This is a genomic window from Streptomyces sp. NPDC059718 (assembly GCF_042733315.1).
Classification (GTDB): Bacteria; Actinomycetota; Actinomycetes; order Streptomycetales; family Streptomycetaceae; genus Actinacidiphila.
In genome coordinates, this window is sequence record NZ_JBHWGA010000017.1 from 59548 (window position 1) to 78169 (window position 18622).

The 18622-nt window shown below is 73.2% G+C and carries 20 protein-coding genes; 11 read left to right on the forward strand and 9 right to left on the reverse strand.

What is annotated here, in order from left to right:
* Positions 1 to 250 precede the first annotated feature (250 nt).
* From ACFV3E_RS20395 to ACFV3E_RS20405, 3 genes are all read right to left on the reverse strand, one after another.
* Positions 251 to 1906, reverse strand: a complete 1656-nt coding sequence (locus ACFV3E_RS20395) for an ethanolamine ammonia-lyase reactivating factor EutA (RefSeq protein WP_500535882.1) — start codon at positions 1904 to 1906, stop codon at positions 251 to 253.
* Between the two features lie 28 nt (positions 1907 to 1934).
* Positions 1935 to 3071, reverse strand: a complete 1137-nt coding sequence (locus ACFV3E_RS20400; RefSeq protein WP_500535883.1) for a cupin domain-containing protein — start codon at positions 3069 to 3071, stop codon at positions 1935 to 1937.
* A gap of 91 nt (positions 3072 to 3162) precedes the next feature.
* A complete protein-coding gene (locus tag ACFV3E_RS20405; protein ID WP_500535884.1) occupies positions 3163 to 3924 on the reverse strand; it encodes a 2,3-bisphosphoglycerate-dependent phosphoglycerate mutase in 762 nt (253 codons plus the stop codon).
* Between the two features lie 142 nt (positions 3925 to 4066).
* On the opposite strand from ACFV3E_RS20405, the gene ACFV3E_RS20410 reads away from it, so the two are divergent.
* From ACFV3E_RS20410 to ACFV3E_RS20430, 5 genes are all read left to right on the forward strand, one after another.
* Positions 4067 to 4390, forward strand: a complete 324-nt coding sequence (locus ACFV3E_RS20410; protein WP_500371978.1) for a 2Fe-2S iron-sulfur cluster-binding protein — start codon at positions 4067 to 4069, stop codon at positions 4388 to 4390.
* A gap of 91 nt (positions 4391 to 4481) precedes the next feature.
* A complete protein-coding gene (locus tag ACFV3E_RS20415; RefSeq protein ID WP_500535885.1) occupies positions 4482 to 5768 on the forward strand; it encodes an aromatic ring-hydroxylating dioxygenase subunit alpha in 1287 nt (428 codons plus the stop codon).
* 76 nt (positions 5769 to 5844) lie between these two features.
* Positions 5845 to 6270, forward strand: a complete 426-nt coding sequence (locus ACFV3E_RS20420; RefSeq protein ID WP_500535886.1) for a 3-methyl-2-oxobutanoate hydroxymethyltransferase — start codon at positions 5845 to 5847, stop codon at positions 6268 to 6270.
* A gap of 11 nt (positions 6271 to 6281) precedes the next feature.
* A complete protein-coding gene (locus ACFV3E_RS20425; protein ID WP_500535887.1) occupies positions 6282 to 7115 on the forward strand; it encodes a 3-methyl-2-oxobutanoate hydroxymethyltransferase in 834 nt (277 codons plus the stop codon).
* Between the two features lie 27 nt (positions 7116 to 7142).
* Positions 7143 to 8000 (forward strand): alpha/beta fold hydrolase, encoded by an 858-nt coding sequence (locus ACFV3E_RS20430; RefSeq protein ID WP_500535888.1) that lies wholly within the window; start codon positions 7143 to 7145, stop codon positions 7998 to 8000.
* 91 nt (positions 8001 to 8091) lie between these two features.
* On the opposite strand, the gene ACFV3E_RS20435 is transcribed toward ACFV3E_RS20430, so the two are convergent.
* Complete coding sequence (locus tag ACFV3E_RS20435) at positions 8092 to 8892, reverse strand: hypothetical protein (protein WP_500535889.1); 801 nt, start codon at positions 8890 to 8892, stop codon at positions 8092 to 8094.
* Positions 8893 to 8898: 6 nt separating this feature from the next.
* Between ACFV3E_RS20435 and ACFV3E_RS20440 the strand changes: the two genes are divergently transcribed.
* Entirely contained in the window at positions 8899 to 9120 is a 222-nt protein-coding gene (locus ACFV3E_RS20440; RefSeq protein ID WP_500535890.1) for a LysR substrate-binding domain-containing protein, read from the forward strand.
* Here the strand turns inward: ACFV3E_RS20440 and ACFV3E_RS20445 are convergent.
* The 4 genes from ACFV3E_RS20445 to ACFV3E_RS20460 all read right to left on the reverse strand — a co-directional run bounded on the left by ACFV3E_RS20445 (position 9080) and on the right by ACFV3E_RS20460 (position 11160).
* Entirely contained in the window at positions 9080 to 9586 is a 507-nt protein-coding gene (locus tag ACFV3E_RS20445; protein WP_500535891.1) for a hypothetical protein, read from the reverse strand. The genes ACFV3E_RS20440 and ACFV3E_RS20445 overlap by 41 nt on opposite strands.
* A 133-nt stretch (positions 9587 to 9719) precedes the next feature.
* Positions 9720 to 10193, reverse strand: coding sequence for an RpiB/LacA/LacB family sugar-phosphate isomerase (locus tag ACFV3E_RS20450; RefSeq protein ID WP_500535892.1), 474 nt, complete (start codon positions 10191 to 10193; stop codon positions 9720 to 9722).
* 23 nt (positions 10194 to 10216) lie between these two features.
* Positions 10217 to 10840: a hypothetical protein gene (locus ACFV3E_RS20455; protein ID WP_500535893.1), complete on the reverse strand. Its 624-nt coding sequence runs from the start codon at positions 10838 to 10840 to the stop codon at positions 10217 to 10219.
* A complete protein-coding gene (locus ACFV3E_RS20460; RefSeq protein WP_500535894.1) occupies positions 10837 to 11160 on the reverse strand; it encodes a hypothetical protein in 324 nt (107 codons plus the stop codon). The genes ACFV3E_RS20455 and ACFV3E_RS20460 overlap by 4 nt, the downstream gene beginning before the upstream one ends.
* 108 nt (positions 11161 to 11268) lie before the next feature.
* On the opposite strand from ACFV3E_RS20460, the gene ACFV3E_RS20465 reads away from it, so the two are divergent.
* Genes ACFV3E_RS20465 through ACFV3E_RS20480 form a run of 4 tightly spaced genes read left to right on the forward strand, consistent with a single transcriptional unit; the run spans position 11269 to position 15101 of the window.
* A complete protein-coding gene (locus ACFV3E_RS20465) occupies positions 11269 to 12384 on the forward strand; it encodes a zinc-dependent alcohol dehydrogenase (RefSeq protein ID WP_500535895.1) in 1116 nt (371 codons plus the stop codon).
* Complete coding sequence (locus tag ACFV3E_RS20470) at positions 12381 to 13082, forward strand: 4-carboxy-4-hydroxy-2-oxoadipate aldolase/oxaloacetate decarboxylase (RefSeq protein WP_500535896.1); 702 nt, start codon at positions 12381 to 12383, stop codon at positions 13080 to 13082. The genes ACFV3E_RS20465 and ACFV3E_RS20470 overlap by 4 nt, the downstream gene beginning before the upstream one ends.
* Positions 13072 to 14094, forward strand: a complete 1023-nt coding sequence (locus ACFV3E_RS20475; RefSeq protein WP_500535897.1) for an amidohydrolase family protein — start codon at positions 13072 to 13074, stop codon at positions 14092 to 14094. The genes ACFV3E_RS20470 and ACFV3E_RS20475 overlap by 11 nt, the downstream gene beginning before the upstream one ends.
* 8 nt (positions 14095 to 14102) lie before the next feature.
* The gene (locus ACFV3E_RS20480) at positions 14103 to 15101 is read left to right on the forward strand and encodes a substrate-binding domain-containing protein (protein WP_500535898.1); all 999 of its coding nucleotides are present in this window, start codon (positions 14103 to 14105) and stop codon (positions 15099 to 15101) included.
* 227 nt (positions 15102 to 15328) lie between these two features.
* Here ACFV3E_RS20480 and ACFV3E_RS20485 read toward each other — a convergent pair whose 3' ends face one another.
* Positions 15329 to 17224: a sigma-70 family RNA polymerase sigma factor gene (locus ACFV3E_RS20485; protein ID WP_500535899.1), complete on the reverse strand. Its 1896-nt coding sequence runs from the start codon at positions 17222 to 17224 to the stop codon at positions 15329 to 15331.
* A 209-nt stretch (positions 17225 to 17433) separates the two neighbouring features.
* Between ACFV3E_RS20485 and ACFV3E_RS20490 the strand changes: the two genes are divergently transcribed.
* On the forward strand, positions 17434 to 18450 hold the full coding sequence (locus ACFV3E_RS20490) for a thaumatin family protein (RefSeq protein ID WP_500535900.1): 1017 nt from the start codon (positions 17434 to 17436) through the stop codon (positions 18448 to 18450).
* Positions 18451 to 18622 lie beyond the last annotated feature (172 nt).

Genomic DNA, 18622 nt, shown 5'->3' on the forward strand with positions numbered 1-18622 from the left:
TTGGACGAAAGCCGGTCGGGGTCGTCAAGAGCAGTCGGATGAGCGCAAAGCCGTGGGGGGAGGGGACCGGGGGCGGGCCCGCGGTCAGCGGGGCGGGTCCTTCACGACCGGTGGCGGCCGGTCGGGGATGACGCCCGGTGGCCGCCGGGCCCTTCGGTCCGCCGGCCCGGCCGGCCGCTGTCACACATCGGTGTCACCTTCCGGTAGCCGGGTCTGTCCCTGCATGAAACAGGAGGTTAGGTCTTATGGTCTAACCATCGGACTTGGATGTTACGTTATTGTTACCGGTCGGGGTTGACGCACCGTCAAGCGTCGGCAAAGCCCCCTGGTAGGGGTCCTTGCCGAACACCAGGGACTTGATCGTCACCGGCACGGTGCCGGACGGGTGGCGCATGCGGCCGATGTCGATCCAGTCGAAGTCCCGCAGGTTCAGCCCGTCGACGACCAGCACGTCCACGGCCACGTCGAGTTCGTCGCGCAGCAGCCGGCCGAGCGTCATGGCGACGTCCCCGTCGAGCATCACGTACACCGGCAGTCCGCGTTCGATGCGTTCCGCCAGGCCGTCGCGGATGCCGCGGGCGAAGGGCAGCAGCCGGTCGTGGCCCGGCGGCCCGCTCCACGACATCGCGAGGGCGACGTCGGCGTCGTCGCGCCCCGCGTCCAGCGCGGCCAGCCGGCGGCGGACCGCGGCGGCGACCGCCTCGGGGTCGACGGTCTCCCCGAGCTCGTACACCGGCCTGACCACCTGCAGGTTGCGGCGTGGCAGCAGTGCACCGGGATCGGTGACGCACCCGGTGTTGCCGCTGAGCTGGACGCTGTACTCCGAGGCCCCGAGCGCCGTGGCGCGGATGCACTCGCCGGGCGGCAGCAGCGGGAAGGGCAGCGAGCCGGCCTCGACCCGGCGGCGCAGCGCACGGCCGAGCGGGCGGCCGAGGTCGCCGAACCCCCGCCGCTCCCGGTCGTACACGTACTCCGCGACGCCGCCGGAGAACATCACCCCGTCGAAGGGACCGGCGTCCGGCAGGGGATCGGTCAGGTACAGCCGGCCGGCGTCCGGGGGAGGCGGATCGCCGGGAGCGGTCAGCAGGGAGACGAGGGCGTCGGCCATCGTCTCCGCCACCCGCTCGGACTCGGCGTCCTGCACGGTGTCGCCGAGTTCCCAGCCGTACCCCGCGCGGGCCGCATGACGGCGGCCCGCCGGATCGAGCCGTACGAGACGGCCCTGTTCGTCGGTCACCTGCAGCCGCCCGCCGACGTGCACGGCGGCGGTGGCCACCACCTGCCCGCGGTCGACCACGGCGAGCTTGGTCGTCCCGCCGCCGATGTCGACGTTGAGGATGCGCTGTCCGCGGTCGTAGGAGGCCTGCGCCGCGCCCGATCCGTACGCGGCGAGCATGGCCTCCATGTGGTGGCCCGCCGTCGCGGTCACCAGTTCGCCGCCGCGCTCGGCCAGCACGCCGGCGATGGCCTCCGCGTTGCGCCGGCGCAGCGCCTCGCCGGTGAGGATCACCACCCCGGTGTCGACGTCAGCGGGGTCCACGGCCGCGTCGTGGTACGCCTTGTCGATGATCGAGCCGAGCGCACCGGCGTCGATGTGCTCGTCGCTCGCGTACGGGGTCAGTTCGACGGGGGACCGGTACACGGTGTCCCTGCGGACCACCAGGTACCGGCTCGTCAGGTCCTCCCCGATCCGGCGCAGGTGCAGCCGGGAGAAGACCACCTGGGTGCCCGACGACCCGATGTCCATCCCGACGCTGTGCAGCGTGACGTTGTCCTGCCGCCAGATCGGGTTGTCCTCCAGGGCGCCGGCCACGTCGTCGTCGTGCACGTGGTCGTGGGCGGGGGTGTACGCCGAGTGGACCGTGCGCACCCCGTCGTCGTCGCTGTGGTCACCGGAGTGCCGCACGGTTCCCGCTCCTTGGCTGTGTCGGTCGTCAGGCGGAGACGGATTCCCCGGTCGGCGCGGGCGGCAGCGTGGCGATCTCCGCCTCGTACACGGCCTCCATCCGCGGCTCCATGCCGTGCTTGGACAGTGCCTCGCGGAAGGTCTCGCGCACGAAGGGCGACTCGTCGGCGTAGTCGATCTGGTCGCCGCCGATGCGCCGGCTGATCCAGGCCTTGGGCACGCCCTGGGCGTTGCGCACCGAGACCACCTCGTGCTTGAAGGCCAGGTAGCGGGCGGGTTCCGGGCCGGTGTTGAAGTGCTGGTGGAACCACATGTTGGGCGGCACGATCAGCGAGCCGGGACCCCACTCGTAGCGCCGCGGCTCCTCGCCCTCGGGCCACATCAGGCTGTAGCCCTCGCCGGAGAGGATGATCACGTGGGCGCCCGGGCCGTGCCGGTGGCCCTTCTTGTAGGTGGCGGTCGGGAACTGCGATATGTGGCTGTTCATCGAGCCCTTGGCCATCGCGAAGCGGATGTGACCGCCGCCCGCACCGCGCTCCTTCGCCTCGACCAGCGGCAGGTTGACCGCGTCCGCGACGAAGTTGGTGTCCAGCAGCAGGCCCTTCTGCTCGCCCTTGGGGGAGAAGTAGTCCGGCTCGCCGGCGAAGCGGTCGGTGAAGTCCCTGGGGGTGTGGAAGACGAAGTCGGCGTCCCCGTAGAGGTTGATCACCGGCGGCAGGTTCGTGGAGGAGACGAAGCGCGCGGTCTTCCGGCCGGAGCCGTTGAAGTGCTGGTGGTGGGCGTTGAGCGGGATCGCGAAGATCGACCCGGCCTGCCACTCGAAGGTGACCTCGGCGCCGGCGTCGTTCCAGACCCGTGTCGAGCCCTGTCCGTCGAGGACGAGGATCATCTCCTCGAACAGCTGCCGCTGGGGCGCCAGCCTCCCGCCCGCCGGGATCTCGCACACGTAGCAGTCGTTCGAGGTCCGGGTGGCCTCGTGGTTGATGAACACGCCGCGCCCGCCGCGCCGTTCCCACGGCTTCAGCTCGACCGTGCGCAGGTCGGGCACGTAGTGGGCGGCGATGATGTCCAGCCCTTCGGCGGCGACCCAGCGGGTGTAGGGGGATTCCTTCTCCGTGGCGAACTTGGCCGCCAGTTTCTCGTTGACGATCGCGTCCTTGGCCATGCGTCGGCCCTTCGTGGTTCGGCTCTCACATCACTGAGTGGGCTGAGTGGGTGGCAGATTGGTAGAACCATAAGTCCACCGTGAAAGCCCGTCAACGCTGTGTCGCACTGGGTTCGCGCCCCTGCCCGGCCACCTCCGCGGCGGCCGCGGCGGCGCCCGGACCGAGGTAACGACCCCCGCGCAGGACCGGTCGGAGGGCCTCGTCCAGGCCGTAGACCAGCGGGTTCCCGGTCGGGATGTTCAGTTCCGTCACCTCCTCGCGGCCGAGTCGGTCCAGGTGGGCGACCAGTGCCCGCAGGGAGTTGCTGTGGGCGACGATCAAGACCGTACGCCCGGCGCGGAGATCGGGCACGACCGCGTCGCGCCAGTGCGGCAGCAGGCGTTCCGTGACGTCCGCCAGCGACTCGGTGCGCGGCAGCAGGCCGGGTGGCAGGTGCGCGTAGCGGGGATCGTCGCAGGTGTCCCACGGGTCGCCCGGTGCGATCGGCGGCGGGGTGCCGTCGTACGAGCGGCGCCAGTGCCGGAACCGCTCCTCGCCGTAGCGGCGCAGCGTCTCGTGCTTGGTACGGCCCTGGAGCGCCCCGTAGTGACGTTCGTTCAGCCGCCAGTGGTGCGTCGCCGGTACGCCGGGCCGGCCGGCCGCCGCCGTGGTGAGTGCACCGGTGCGCACCGCGCGGGTCAGCACCGAGGTGTGCAGCGCGTCCGGGAGCAGTCCCGCCTCGCGGAGCAACCGGCCGCCGTGCCGGGCCTGTTCCTCGCCGCGCGCCGTCAGCCCGACGTCGACCCAGCCGGTGAACCGGTTCTCCGCGTTCCATTCGCTCTCGCCGTGGCGGAGCAGGACCAGTGTTCGCATGGCGCCGATTGTGGCCCGCGCGACGGTCCCTTGTTTCGTTCTCACGGCATCTGGTCTAATGGACAGACCATGAACCGATGGCCATGGCCTTTCGGCCTGTCCATCGCTTCGGCAATGTCCCACCACGAGAGAAAGAGGGACCGTGCCCAAGGTGATCTTCGTCGGCAGTGACGGTCCCGAATACACCGTCGACGCGGCGGTCGGTGACTCGGTCATGTCGGCCGCGGTCAGGAACGGTGTCCCCGGGATCGTCGCGGAATGCGGCGGCAACCAGTCCTGTGCGACCTGCCACGTGTGGGTCCGCGAGGAGTTCGCGGCCCTGGTCGGCCCGCCCGGCGGGATGGAGGACGACCTCCTCGACCTCGCCGTCGAGGAGCGGCGCGACACCAGCCGTCTGGCCTGCCAGATCCGCGTCACCCAGGACCTCGGCGGACTGACCGTCGACATCCCCCCGCAGCAGCCCTGACCGCCCGGCCGGCCCGGCCGGCGCTGCCGCACCGCACGCTCACCCACCGATCCGCCGCCGCCCGGCGGTCAGTTCCGAAAGGGAAACGGCCGTGCTCAGAAAAGACATCAACGAGTTCCTCACGCAGACCGGCCCCGGCACGCCCATGGGCGAGCTGTTCCGGCAGTACTGGATCCCCGCACTGCTCGCCGAGGAGCTCCCCGAGGACGACTGCCCGCCGGTGCGCGTGAAACTGCTGTCGGAACGCATGGTCGCCTTCCGCGACAGCGAGGGACGCTACGGCCTGATCGACGAGTTCTGCGCGCATCGCGGCGCCTCCCTCTGGTTCGGCCGCAACGAGGGCTCCGGGCTGCGCTGCCCGTACCACGGCTGGAAGTACGACGTCACCGGCCAGTGTGTGGAGGTCCCCTCCGAGGCCGACAACAGCAGCTTCTGCCAGAACGTCCAGCTCACCTCGTACCCGCTGGTCAGGATCGGCGACGTGCTGTGGACGTACATGGGCGACAAGGCCACCCAGCCGCCGCTGCCCGAGTTCGAGTGGTGCCACGTGCCGGCCGAGCAGACCTACACCTCCAAGCGCTGGCAGCAGTGCAACTGGCTGCAGGCCTTCGAGGGCGGCATCGACTCCAGCCACGTGACGTTCCTGCACTCCGGCGGGCTGAAGACCGACCCGCTGTTCAAGGGCGCCAAGGGCAACGAGTACAACATGAAGGACACCAAGCCGTTCTTCGAGGTCGCCGACAGCGAAGGGGGACTCTTCGTCGGTGCCCGCCGCAACGCCGAGGAGGGCACCTACTACTGGCGCATCACGCCCTGGGTGATGCCGGCCTTCACGATGGTGCCGCCCCGCGGCGACCACCCCGTGCACGGCCACTTCTGGGTGCCGATCGACGACGAGAACTGCTGGACCTACTCCTTCGACTACCACCCCGTCCGCGCCCTCACCGACACCGAGCGGCAGGCGATGGCCGACGGCCACGGCGTCCACAGCAAGAACATCCCCGGCACCTACCGGCCCGTCGCCAACATGGACAACGACTACCTGATCGACCGTGAGGCCCAGCGCCGCGGCGACACCTACTCCGGCGTGGCCGGCATCGCCATGCAGGACGCCTCGCTCCAGGAGAGCATGGGCCCGGTCGTGGACCGCACCCGCGAACGGCTCGTCCCCGCCGACAGCGGGATCATCAAGGCCCGCCAGAAGCTCCGCAAGGCCGCGCTCGCCCTGCGGGACCAGGGGGTGACACCGCCCGGCGTGGACCCCGAGCACCAGCGGGTCCGCTCGGCGGCGGTGGTCCTGCCGCAGGCCGAGTCCTTCCTCGACTCCTGCCGCGACGCGGTCAAGGTCACCCCCGGCGTCCCCCAGGCCTCGGTCTGACATGGCGGCGCCCACCGTGTACCCGAGCGAGAGCGCGCGGGCGGCCTCCGCCGGCGAGTCCCGGTTCAGGATCCGCGTGCCCATCGCGCCGGCCCGCGCCGCCCGCGTCATCGGGCTGGACGGCCGGGCGACCGCCGTCGCCCGCCGGCTGGCCGAACGCCCCTGGGCCCACGCCCGGTTCTACACCGGCGGCGGCCCCCGCCCGGCCGGGACCGACGACCCCCTGCTGCACGCCCTCGACGGCACGCCCGCGTCGCTGCCCGCGGTCCTGGACGGCAGCGACGTCGTCGTCGTCCTCGCCACCGAGGACGGCGGCCGGGCCACGGCCGCGACCATCGGCCGGTTCTGCTGGCAGCACGGCATCACCACCGCGGGCGTCGTCCTCGGCGACGGCTTCGAGGCCGACGACGCCGTCGCTGCGCTGCGCCCCTACGCGCGGGTGCTGCTGCTCTCCGCCGACGAGGGCGACGTCTTCGAACTGCTCACCGCACTCAGGGTCTAGGGGGACGTGGCATGACCGGCAAGACCAGCCTGCGCGATCTGCGGCGCATGAAGGAGGAGGGCCGCAAGATCGTCGGCGTCGTCGCCTGGGACCACCAGATGGCACGCATCGTGGACCGGGCCGGGGTCGACCTGGTCTCCGTCGGCGACACGGTCGGGGTCAACCTGTGGGGGCACGCCAACCCCCTCGAGATCACGATGGACGAGATGCTCGTCGTCACCAAGGCCGTCCGGCGCGGCGTCAGCAGGGCCCTGCTCAGCGCCGACTTCCCCTTCGGCCCGCTCCAGGAGGGCACCGGCAGCGCCGTACGGGCGGCGATCCGCTTCGTGAAGGAGGCGGGCGTCGACATGGTCAAGCTCGACGGCGCCCCGGACTTCCTGGAGGCGGTGGAGGCCGTCACCCGCGCCGGCATCCCGGTGTTCGCCCAGTTCGGCATCACGCCCCAGACCGCCCTGCGCTACGGGGTCGCGTACCGGGCGGTCCCCTCGGCCGCCGACCAGGTGCCGGAGGAGATGACCGGCGCCCTCGTCGCCGAGGCCAGACGGCTGGAGGACGCCGGCGCCGCGCTGCTCAACTTCACCAACTCAGGACCCGTCGTCGGCGCCGCCGTCGCCGCCGCCGTATCGGTCCCGGTCGTCGGCGGATTCGGCGGCGGCCCCTGGCTCGACGGCCGGATGCGGATGGCCCACGCGGCCATCGGCTACTCCGCGGACGCCATCGACGACCCGCCCGAGACGTACGCCAACGTCGCCGCCGTCACGCTCGACGCGATCACCGCGTACGCGGCGGACGTCCGCGCGGCCCGGCAGATCCCCGGCGGCGTGCCCGTGCCGCCCGCCGGCTGACCCGCACCACCGAGAGGACCACCGCGCATGCCCACCGCCGTCATCGACGGGATCCCCACGCGCTACGAGACGGACGGCTCGGGGCCGCCGCTGCTGATGTTCTCGCCCGGCGGCTTCGACTCCAGCCTGGAGGGCTGGCGGACGGTCGGGGTGTACCGGAGGCTGCGGCTGCTCGACCGGCTCACCGAGCGGTACACCTGCATCACCTTCGACCGGCGCGAGTCGGGGCGCTCCGGCGGCCGGGTCGAGCGCCTGTCCTGGGCGGCCTACGCCGCCCAGGGCCGCGGCCTCCTCGACCACCTCGGCATCGCGCGGGCCCACCTGATGGGCGGCTGCGTCGGCTGCTCGACCGCGGCCGCGCTGGCGGTGGCCCACCCGGAACGGGTGCTGGGCATGGTGCTGTACTCCCCGGCGGGCGGGGTGAGCTACCGGATGAAGCAGCACGCCCGCTTCGAGCGGCACCTCGCGTACGCCGCCGAGCACGGGCTCGGCGGGGTCGTCGACCTCGCCAGGACCACCGCTGCCGGTTTCACCGCCGACCCACGCGTCGGACCGTGGGCCCATGTCATCCGCGGCGACGCGGAGTTCGCCGACGCCTATGCCCGCACCGACCCCGAGCGGTACCGGGTGACCGTCGCCGGGTCGGCCCGGCTGCTCTTCGACCGCGACACGGCCCCCGGCCCCGAGCCCGAGGACCTGCTCCTGCTCGACGTCCCGGCCCTGGTCGTCCCCGGCCAGGACGACTCCCACGCGCCCTCGGCGGCCCGCTACCTCCAGGAGTGCCTGACGCGCTCGGAGTTCTGGGACGTCCCGGTCGCGGAGCAGACGTCGGTGACCGCGGCGGACCGGGTGCTGGGGTTCCTGGGCGGCGCGGACGGCGGCTGACGGACGTCGCCGCGTCATCGGCGTGGTGCCGGGCAACGGCCGGGCGGGCGCCCCCCACAACCCCGGTGCCCGCCCGGCCGCTCGGCCGTGCTCAGCGGCGCAGGAGGCGGCGGCTGACGATCGCGCAGATCGCGATCAGCACGGCGGCGAAACCGAGGAGCGCCAGCCGCTGCGAGACGTACAGCGTGCCCACGCCGAGCCCGAGGACGGGCACCGCCAGGCCGATGTACGCGGCCAGGAACAGGCCCGCGAGGGCCTCGCCGCGGCGGCGCGCCTCCGCCAGGGAGACGACCGTGGACACGGTGCCCTTGAAGAGCACGCCGGCACCGGCACCGGCGGCCATGCCGCCGGCCAGGAACAGGCCGAAGCTCGGCAGCCACACGGCCGCGGTCACCGCGGCCAGTCCGGCCACCATCGAGGCGAGGCCGGTCGCCAGCTGACGCCGGGCGCCGACCCGCAGCAGCAGAGCCTGCGCGCCGGCCGCGCAACCGAAGTCCAGGAACGGCACCAGACCGGCCAGCGCGCGCGACGGGTGGTGCAGCGTACCGGCGACGAACGACGGCCCCACCGACGTGAACAGGCCCAGCACCGCGAAGGCCGCCAGGGTCGCCCCGCAGGCGGCGAAGAACGCCGGGCGCGCGGCCGGGGGGACCGTGACGCGCTGCGGCCGGTAGGCGGGTCGCTCCGCGGCCCGTTCCACGGTCTCCGGCACGAGCGCCACACCCGCGGCGGCGAGCAGCAGCAGCCCGAGGAAGACCAGGTACGGGGTGCGCAGCGGCGCGCCCGCGTACTGGGCGAGCAGCCCGGACACCAGCGGGCCCACCGCGAAGCCGCCCATGTTGGCGGTGCTGGAGATCAGGTCGGAGCGGCCCCGTCCCGCGTGCGGCCGCACGGCGGTGTGACCGCCGACTACGTCCGGCAGGGCCTCGGCGTGGCCATCATGCCGTCCTTCGCGGTTGCCGCGGACGACCCGGGCGTGTGCGTGCGCCCCGTCGCGGGCGGGCCCCTCGAGTGGTCGCTGGGGGTCGCCTACTCCTCGGTGCGCCGGCCCGGCGCCGCGCTCACTGCGCAGCTGGCGCTCATCGGCCGGTTCGTACGCGTCCCGCCCGGAGCCCCGTGAGGACGGCCGTGGTGACCAGGGCGTACGCCACGTGCGGCACGAGGTCGGAGATCCAGTCCGACCGCGACCAGGTGCGCGGATCGGTCACACGCAGCACGGTCATGGGGCCGTTGGTGCCGATCAGCGCTCCCACGGTCGCCGTCGCCGTCAGCACGGCCGTGGCCGGGCGCCAGCCGCAGCCCACGGCCAGGCCGAGCGTCGCGCCCATGCCCGCCCCGGCCGCGATGCCCGTGAGGGCGCCCAGCGAGGAGATGCGGTTGCGGCGGGCGCCGTCGTCGCCGGGGATCGGTACGTGCGTGGCCTCGGAGAGCCGCTCGACCGTGGTCGCCGGGGCGGAGCTGGCGGCACGGCCACGCAGCAGCATGTCCAGGTAGCCCACGGTGTTGAGGGCCGTCGTGCCCGCCGCGCCCGCGGCCGCCCCGCACAGCACCCCGTGCACGGGCCCGAAACCGTTGCGGCCTGTCACGGGGTCACCGCGCCACGGCGAGGCGCGCCGTCGCGCCGAGGGGAGGGAGTGCCGGTCGTCGCGTGCATACCTCCCAGTAACGCGCCGGACCCCGCACCGCGCCACCGGAGCGGGGGCACGCACGCCGCGCGGCTCAGGCCCCCGGGGATCCCGGCACCGTGGGGGAGGGGCGCCGCTCCAGGGCGGCGATCTGCTCGACGCGGCGCTGGTGCACCCCGCCCTTGAACGGGGTCTCCAGCCAGGCTGCCACGATCTCCTCGGCCAGGTCGGCGGTGAGCACCATCGCCGCCAGCACGAGCACGTTGGAGTCGTTGTTCCCCCGCGAGATGCGGGTGCTCCACACGTCGTGGCACAGGCCCGCCCGGATGCCGGGGACCTTGTTGCAGGCGACGGTCTCGCCCAGGCCGCTGCCGCCCAGGACGATGCCGCGGTCGGCGGAGCCGGCGACGACCCGGTCGCAGACGTCCGCGCACAGCGGCGGGTAGTCGACGGTCTCGGCGCTGTGGCTGCCGCGGTCGTCGACGGTGTGGCCGCGGGCGGTGAGCCAGGCGGTCAGCCGGGCCTTGAGGGCGACCCCGTTGTGGTCCCCGGCGATGGCGATGCGCACCGTGTCTCCTCCTTCGGGGGACGTCAGGCGGTCAGGTCGCGGGTGGTCTCGGCGAACAGGCCGTCGAGCGGCACCGCGCGGTCCAGGATGCGCTGGTCCACCGCGTGCCGCAGCAGTTCCTCCAGCACCGCCCTGTTGGGCTCGATGCCGTACGGCAGCGGGTCGGCGCCGGTGGTCTCCATGACCCGGCGGTACATGCGGTCCGTCGCCGTGCCGGAGCCGGGGGTGCCGTCCCGCAGCCCCTCGACGTAGCGCGACTTGGCGCGCGCGAAGGCGTCGAAGACCTCGGCACCCAGTTCGGGCCGTGCGGCGAGGAGTTCGTCCTTGACGACGACGAGGTGGTTGACCGGGTAGAGGCCGCGTTCGCGCAGGGCCGTGAAGCCCGCCTCCTGCGGGTCGGGGATCAGCGGCGCCAGGGCGGGCGACTTCGGGGGCGGCCCGATGACGGCGGCGAGTTCGCCGGCGAGCAGCATCTCCTCCAGGGAGCGTCCCGGTTCCATCGGGACGACGTTGGCCGGCGGCCGGTAGTCGGCGACGTGCTCGTCACCGGAGAGCACCCAGGTCACCCGGTTGAGGTCGACCCCGTGCTCGTTCCGCAGGACGGCCCGCGCCCACACGCCCGTGGTGACCGTGTAGCCGCGGCTCACGCCGACCCGGCGGCCCTCCAGGTCCTTGGGCCCGCGGACGTCCGAGGCGGGGTCGTGGTGGATCGCGCCGTGGTGGAAACCGCGGACGAGGAAGGCGGGGACGGCCGTGAACCGTGCGCCTTCGCCACGAGGTAGGTGGTGAGCGCCATCTCGCTGACGTCGAACTCCAGCCCGCGGACCATGCGCCGGAAGGCGTCGACGAGGACGGGCACCTCCTCGAAGTCGAAGCGGAAGCCGTGCGGGGTGACGGCGCCGGTCTTGAGCGCCTCGTTGTTGCCCTGCGTGCGCGTGACCGTCCTGAGCCGCGGTGTCCCGTCCATGCCGTCCGCCCTTCTCATGCTTACTGACGCAGAGAAAGGTACCATGGTCAGACCATAAGGCCATAGACTAAGGTGCCTCGCGAACAGCCCCCTACACGAGGAGAGGCCATGGCCGAGAAGGTGCTGGCGGCGGTCAGGACGGGCCCGGGCACGACCGAGCTGCGCGAGTTCGCGATGCCCGACGTCCCTGACGACGGAGCCCTGTTGAAGGTCGAGGTCGCGGGCATCTGCGGCACCGACGTGAAGATGTACCGCAAGCCGCCCTTCGCCGATCCCGTGATCATGGGCCACGAGAACGTCGGCGTCATCGCGAGGGCCGGCCGCACCTTCACCGAGCGCAAGGGCCTGCGCGAGGGCGACCGCGTCTTCGCCGAGCACTACGTCGGCTGCTTCCGCTGCGAATGGTGCCACCGCGGCGAGTACCGGCACTGCGAGGCCACGGACTGGCGCACCAACCCCGACGCCCGCCGCTACGGCTACACCTCGGCCGACCACCCCTACCACCTGTGGGGCGGCTTCGCCCAGTACCTCTACCTGCCCTGGAACGCCGTGACGCACCGCGTCCCCGACGGGGTCTCCGCCGAACTCGCGGGACTGGTCACGCCGTTGTCCAACGGCATCGAATGGGCCCTGGTCACCGCGGGCGTCGGCTACGCCTCCACCGTCCTCATCCAGGGGCCCGGGCAACAGGGCCTGTCCCAGGTCGTCGCCTGCAAGCAGGCCGGCGCGGCCACCGTCGTCGTCACCGGCACCACCCGCGACGCCGCGCGGCTCTCCCTCGCCCGTGAACTCGGCGCCGACCACGTCGTCGACGTCCAGCGGGAGGACGCCCTCACCCGCGTGCTGGAGATCACCGGCGGCCGCGGCGTCGACGTCGTCCTGGACTGCACCGCGGGCGCCGGCACCGCACCCGTCCTCCTCGGCATCGACGCGCTCAAGCGCCGCGAGGGCGTCATGGTCGTCCAGGGTGAACTCGCCGCCTTCCCCGACTTCCCCATGAAGAAGCTCACCGAGAAGTCCATCAGCCTCAAGAGCGCCCGCGGCCACAGCTACCGCTCCTGCGAACTCGCCCTCGAACAGCTCGCGTCCGGACGCTTCTCCCTGGAGAAGCTGAGCACCCACAGCTTCCCGCTCGCCGAGGCCGACCGCGCCATCAGGACCGTCGGCGGGGAGACGGGCGAGGACGCCGTGCACGTCTCCCTGCTGCCGTGGGCGGCGGCATGAGCGTCGTCGTCCGCAACCCCCGCCGCGCCGACCGCGCCACCGTCGACGCCCTCGCCGCGTACGGTGTCGCCACCGTCCACGAGGCCCAGGGGCGCACCGGGCTGCTCTCCCCGGCGCTGCGCCCCGTCTGGCCGGGAGCGCACATCGCCGGCACCGCCGTCACCGTCGCCGTGCCGCCGGGCGACAACTGGATGATCCACGTCGCGGTCGAGCAGTGCCACGACGGCGACGTCCTCGTCGTCGCCCCCACCTCCCCCTCGGAAGCGGGGTACTTCGGGGACCTGCTCGCCACCTCCGTCGCCGCCCGCGGGGTGCGCGGCGTCGTCATCGACGCCGGCTGCCGCGACGTCGCCGACCTGCAGCGGATGGGCTTCCCCGTCTGGGCACGGCACATCAGCGCCTTCGGCACCGTCAAGGAGACCCTCGGCGACGTCAACCTCCCCGTGGTGTGCGCCGGGCAGCACGTCGCCCCGGGCGACGTGATCGTCGCCGACGACGACGGCGTGGTCGTCGTCCCCCGGCTGTGCGCCGCCGACGTGCTGGCGGCCTCCCGCGCCCGCGAGGAGAAGGAGGCGGGCACCCGCGAACGCTACGCGAACGGCGAACTCGGGCTCGACGTCAACGCCATGCGCGACCGCCTCGCCCGCAAGGGCCTGATCTACGCCGACGCCGACCAGGAGGCCACCGGTGATCATTGACGTCCACGGCCACTACACCACCGCCCCGCCGCAGCACCAGGCCTACCGCGACGCCCAGCTCGCCCGGCTCCGCGATCCCGCACTCCCCGTCCCGGCGCCCACCGCCATCAGCGACGACGCCGTCCGAGAGAGCATCGAGAACCACCAGCTCAAGCTGCTCCGCGAACGCGGCGCCGACCTCATGCTCCTGTCCCCGAAGGCCTCGGCGATGGAGCACCACGTCCCCGACCCCGCCACCGCCCGCGACTGGGCCCGCGCGAACAACGACCTCGTCCACCGCGTCACCACCCTCTTCCCCCGGCACTTCGCCGGGGTGTGCCAGCTGCCCCAGACCCCCGGCGGCCCGCTCGACGACGCCGTCGCCGAGCTGCGTCGCTGCGTCACCGGCCTCGGGTTCGTCGGCTGCAACCTCAACCCCGACCCCTCGGGCGGCCACTGGACCTCACCGCCGCTCACCGACCCGTACTGGTACCCCCTCTACGAGGCCATGACCGAATTGGACGTCCCCGCGATGATCCACGTGTCGGCCTCCTGCAACCCCGCCTTCCACGCCCTCGGCGCGCACTACCTCAACGCCGACACCTCCGCCTTCATGCAGTTCGTGGAGGGCGACCTCTTCGCCCGCTTCCCCGCGCTGCGCTTCGTCCTGCCGCACGGCGGCGGCGCCGTCCCCTACCACTGGGGCCGCTACCGGGGCCTGGCCGTCCGCCTCGGCCGCCCCGACCCCGCCGAACACGTCATGAAGAACGTCTGGTTCGACACCTGCGTCTACCACCAGCCCGGTATCGACCTGCTCCACCGGGTCGTGGACACCGGCAACATCCTGTTCGCCTCGGAGATGCTCGGCGCCGTCCGCGGCGTCGACCCCGCCACCGGCATCGCCTGGGACGACACCAAGCAGTACGTCGACCGGACCGGCCTCAACGACGGACAACTGCGCAAGGTCTACGAGGGCAACGCCCGGCGCGTCTACCCGCGCCTGGACGCCCGGCTCACAGCGGAAGGCAGGTAGCCCGCACCATGACCCGACTGCACCTCACCTTCGCCTGCGGCGACTACGACCGCACCCGCGCACTGGAGGAGGGCACGATCCGCCCCGACGGCATCGACCTGACCTACCTGCGGCTGCCCGTGGAGGAGACCTTCTTCCGGATGATGCGGCACCGCGAGTTCGAGGTCGCCGAGATGTCGCTCTCCTCGTACGTCCTGTCCCTCGGCGACGGCACCGAGCCCTCGCCCTTCGTGGCCCTGCCGGTCTTCACCTCCCGCATGTTCCGGCACGGCGCGCTGTACTGCCACGCCGACTCCGGCATCACCGGCCCCGAGGACCTGCGCGGCAAGCGCGTCGGCACCCCCGAGTTCCAGCTCACCGCCTGCGTGTGGATGCGCGGCATCCTCGCCGACCGGCACGGCGTGCCCTTCGACTCCGTCACCTACGTCACGGGCGGCCAGGAGACCCCCGGCCGCGTCGAGAAGGCCGCGGTCGACCTCCCCGGCACGGTGCGGGTCGAGCGCGTCGCGCAGGGCCGTACCCTCTCCGAACTCCTCGCCGCCGGGGAGATCGACGCCCTGTGCACCCCCCGCGTCCCCGGTCCCTTCACCGCCGGAGACCCCCGGGTGCGCCGGGTCTTCTCCGACGTCGTCGCCGCCGAGAAGGAGTACCACGCGGCCACGGGGATCTTCCCGATCATGCACGTGGTCGTCGTCCGCCGCGACGTGTACGACCGCCACCCCTGGGTCGCCCAGTCCCTCCACAAGGCGCTGCTCGCCGCCAAGGACGCCGCGTACGCCACCCTCTACGACACCTCGGCGCTGCGCTTCATGCTGCCCTGGCTCACCCCGCAACTGGAGGAGGCCAGAGCCCTGTTGGGCCGCGACTACTGGTCGTACGGGCTCGGCGCCAACCGCGACACCCTCGCCACCTTCCTGCGCTACCACCACGAGCAGGGCCTCTCCCGCCGCCGCTGGACCCCGGAGGAGCTCTTCGCCCCGGAGTCGCTGGAGGCGGCGGTCATCTGAGGGCGGGGTCCAGGTCCGTGAGCGGGCGCGCCACGTCCAGTCCCGCGGTGAGGTACTCCACGAAGATCCCGTTGTCCGTCCGGTTCCCCCGACCTCCCTCGTCCTGGCGGAGGTTCCCTTTTCCGGAACCGGCTGCATGAACCCGCCTCACCCGGGAACCCGGGCAGTACGGCCGCGCCGCGACCACACCCCCCCTGGTCGCCGGCGCGGCCTTCACGCGTGGCGGATCAGCCCGCCGCCTGGAAGGCGCGGCCCGCGGGGGTCGTGTGGGTGCCGTCGGTGAACAGGCCGCTGCTGGGTTTGGCCGGGTCGGCGCCGAGGCCGAACCAGGCGTAGCGCTGTAGGTAGGGGAGCGCCTCCAGGGCCTTGGTGGAGGCGGTGACGAAGGCGGCCTGCTGGTCCGGGGTGGGGAAACGGGTGCCGTGGGAGAAGTCGATCAGGGCGTACTCGGTCAGCCAGATCGGCTTGTGGTAGCGCTGGTGGACCGCCTCCAGATAGGACGTCAGCTGCGACACGGCCTCCGCGGAGCGGAAGTCGCCGCCGTACCAGTGCAGGGTGACGAAGTCGACGCGGTAGCCCTTGGCCGCGGCGCCCGACATGAAGCGGTCGAGCCAGCCGCCGGGGGTGGCACCGTTCGTGGCGACGGCCGGGCTGCCCAGGATCCGGCCTGCGTCCATCAGCCGCGGCCACAGGGTCAGGGCCTGCTCCACCGACATGTTCGACTGCTGCGCCATGTCGGGCTCGTTGAAGCCCAGTAGGTACGGGCCCTGCGCCTTCGCCTGGGCCAGGGAGTCCGCGGTGACGGAGGCGGGCCCCCAGATCATGGGAACGAAGCGGCCCGACGGGGGCGAGGCGACGTCCTGGTGGCCCGTGGACCAGGTGTAGTACCAGCTCGCACCGGACGAGGCGAGGGCCTTGCCCACGCCCGGGAAGGTCCACACGCCGACGCCCTTCTTGCCGGACGAGGCGACCCGCACCGCGGGTGCCTGCCGGGTCGGCTTCGGTGACGGGGCCTTCTTCGTGGGCTTCTTGGAGGGGCTCGGCGAGGGCGACGGGCTGGGGGAGCGGGGTGAGGCCGAGGCCGTCGCCGTGGCGACCGGGGCGGAGGCCGCCGGGAGCGCGTCCGCCTGCGGCGCCGGCGACGGACCGGTCAGGAGCCGGGTGGCGACCAGCGCCGCGGCCACCACCGCCGCGACGGCCGCCCCGCCGAGGACGGGGGTCCGCAGCCCGCGCGACGCGGCCCGGCCGGTGGCCCGGTGGGCGCCGCGCGCGGCCGGACGGGGCACCGGCGCCGGCCCGGTCCCGGCCTGCCCGGTCACCGCGGCGACCACCCGCCCCGGGTCCAGCGCCGGCGGCACCGCGAGCAGCGGCAGCCCACTGAGCAGCCGGTCCATGGGGAGCAGCCCCTCCTCCATCCCGCCGCAGACACCGCACCCGCGGATGTGCCGGGCGAACCGCTTGCGCCACAGCGGGCTCGGCACGCCGTCCCAGGTGGCGGCCGTCGCCCGCAACTCGCCGCAGCCGGGCGCCGCGGCCAGCGCCCGGACGACCACGCGGGAGGCCTCCATCTGCTTCTTCATGCGCTGCACCCGCACCGCCGCGTGCCGGTCCGACAGGCCCAGCGCGGAGGCGAGGTCGGCCCGGTCCAGTTCCCCGGTCTCCTCCAGCCACCACAGCGACAGCAGCTCCCGGTCGTCCTCGTCGAGCCACCGGGTGGCCTCGGCGACCTCACGGCGCTGCTCGGTGAGCCCGAGGCGCAGGATCGTCAGCCCCGCGAAGTCCAGGGCCGGGTCCGGTATGCGCTCGGCGTCCTCCAGCCCGGCGCTGCGGTGCCGGGCCACGGCACGGTCCCGCTCACGGTCACGGACCTGCCGGATCGTGATCGCCACCAGCCAGGACCGGAACGCCGCCGGGTCCCGCAGCTCCGACAGCCCCCGCACCATGCGCAACAGCGTCTCCTGTACGACGTCGTCGACGTCGGCATGGCCGTCCAGCGCCCGTCCGACGATGTTGTAGACCAGCGGCAGGCACTCCGCCACCAGCCGGTCGAGGGCCTGCCGGTCGCCCGAGCGTGCTGCCACCACCACCCCGGCGCCGGGTCCGCTCCGGTGCGTCTTGCGCATGTGGCCCCACTCTTCCCTACTTGGTCTCGCTGTCCACGACCGCGCGGCCGCCCGGCGACCGCGATGCCTCCACCTACAGGAGACGGGCCGCGCGCGCCCGGACAACACAAATCCCGCAGGGTCCGTCAGTGGATTTGTGTTGTCCGCCGGTGGCCCCGGCGTCCCCGATACGTGCGTACGCACCGGGCGAGGACGAGGAAGGCACAAGAATGGCACGACACAGCCGGCACGGAACCGGATCCAGGACCGGGCGCGGACGGTGGGCGGCCGTCGCGGTGCTCGCGGCGGCCGGGATCGTCGTCACGGCGCTGATCGCCGGGGGCACGCTGTCGCCGTTCCGGCCAGGCGGGGCGACGGCCGAAGGCGGGCGCGGCGCCACCACGGCCCACGGCACGTCCGCCGCCCCGTCACGCGGGACGCGTCCGTCCGTGTCGCCCTCGCCCTCGGCCACGCTCCCCTCACCGAGCGCCCGTCCTACGGGAACGCCCGGCCCTACGGCCGGTACCGCCACGAAGGCCCCCGGGACGCGACGGACGTCCGCCGCCACCGTCCCGCCCGGCACACGGCAGATCACCCTGGTCAACCGCACGCAGGAAACGGTCTGGGCGGTCGTCACCGACTCGCCGGCCTACCCACGGGGACGCCGGCTCGCCCCCGGGCAGGGGACCTCGCTCACGGTGCCGGACGGCTGGGGCGGCCGCGTCTGGGGCCGGACGGGATGCGACTCCACGGCAGCGGGGCCCTGCCGTACCGGGGACTGCACATCCGTGTGCACCGGGCCCAACCCGCCCACCACGCTGGGGGAGTTCAGCTTCGACGCCTACGCGGGGATGGACTTCTACGACGTCAGCATGGTCGACGGCGCCAACCTGCCCATGTACATCAACATCTCCCGCACCACCACCCGCGACCCGGTCAGCCCCGACGGCTGCTACCGCGGGGCGTGCACCGAGCCGGTCGACTGCCCGGCCGTCATGCAGGCGAAGGCCGGCGGGCAGGTGATCGGCTGCAAGCCGCCCTGCACGGCCTTCGGCGGCGACGTCTACTGCTGCCGCGGTGCCTGGGCGGGCCGCGAGCACTGCGTGCCGTCGAAGTGGCCCGTCGACTACACCCGGGTCTTCAAGGACGCCGCGCCGTACGCGTACTCGTACGCCTTCGACGACGCGGCGACCATGGCGTGCAAGGGCCGGTGCGACTACCGGGTGACCTTCGGCACCACGGGGTAGCCCGCGCCGCGCTACGCGGCGTCGAGGGCACGGCGCAGCTCGGCGAGGCCGGCCGCCGGGCTGCCCGGGTCCTCCCGGAGCCGGGCGTGCGGCACCTGGGGTACGGCCTTGAGCGGGACGGTGACCACGTGCCGGGCCGTTCGGACGTACGGCCGTACGTGGACGCGGACGG

Bases quoted from the DNA above. Each gene is read 5' to 3' on its own strand.
- ACFV3E_RS20480 (WP_500535898.1), top strand. From the start codon at position 14,103: ATGACCCGACTGCACCTCACCTTCGCCTGCGGCGACTACGACCGCACC.
- ACFV3E_RS20465 (WP_500535895.1), top strand. From the start codon at position 11,269: ATGGCCGAGAAGGTGCTGGCGGCGGTCAGGACGGGCCCGGGCACGACC.
- ACFV3E_RS20490 (WP_500535900.1), top strand. From the start codon at position 17,434: ATGGCACGACACAGCCGGCACGGAACCGGATCCAGGACCGGGCGCGGA.
- ACFV3E_RS20485 (WP_500535899.1), bottom strand. From the start codon at position 17,224: ATGCGCAAGACGCACCGGAGCGGACCCGGCGCCGGGGTGGTGGTGGCA.
- ACFV3E_RS20400 (WP_500535883.1), bottom strand. From the start codon at position 3,071: ATGGCCAAGGACGCGATCGTCAACGAGAAACTGGCGGCCAAGTTCGCC.
- ACFV3E_RS20425 (WP_500535887.1), top strand. From the start codon at position 6,282: ATGACCGGCAAGACCAGCCTGCGCGATCTGCGGCGCATGAAGGAGGAG.
- ACFV3E_RS20460 (WP_500535894.1), bottom strand. From the start codon at position 11,160: ATGGACGGGACACCGCGGCTCAGGACGGTCACGCGCACGCAGGGCAAC.
- ACFV3E_RS20405 (WP_500535884.1), bottom strand. From the start codon at position 3,924: ATGCGAACACTGGTCCTGCTCCGCCACGGCGAGAGCGAATGGAACGCG.
- ACFV3E_RS20470 (WP_500535896.1), top strand. From the start codon at position 12,381: ATGAGCGTCGTCGTCCGCAACCCCCGCCGCGCCGACCGCGCCACCGTC.
- ACFV3E_RS20430 (WP_500535888.1), top strand. From the start codon at position 7,143: ATGCCCACCGCCGTCATCGACGGGATCCCCACGCGCTACGAGACGGAC.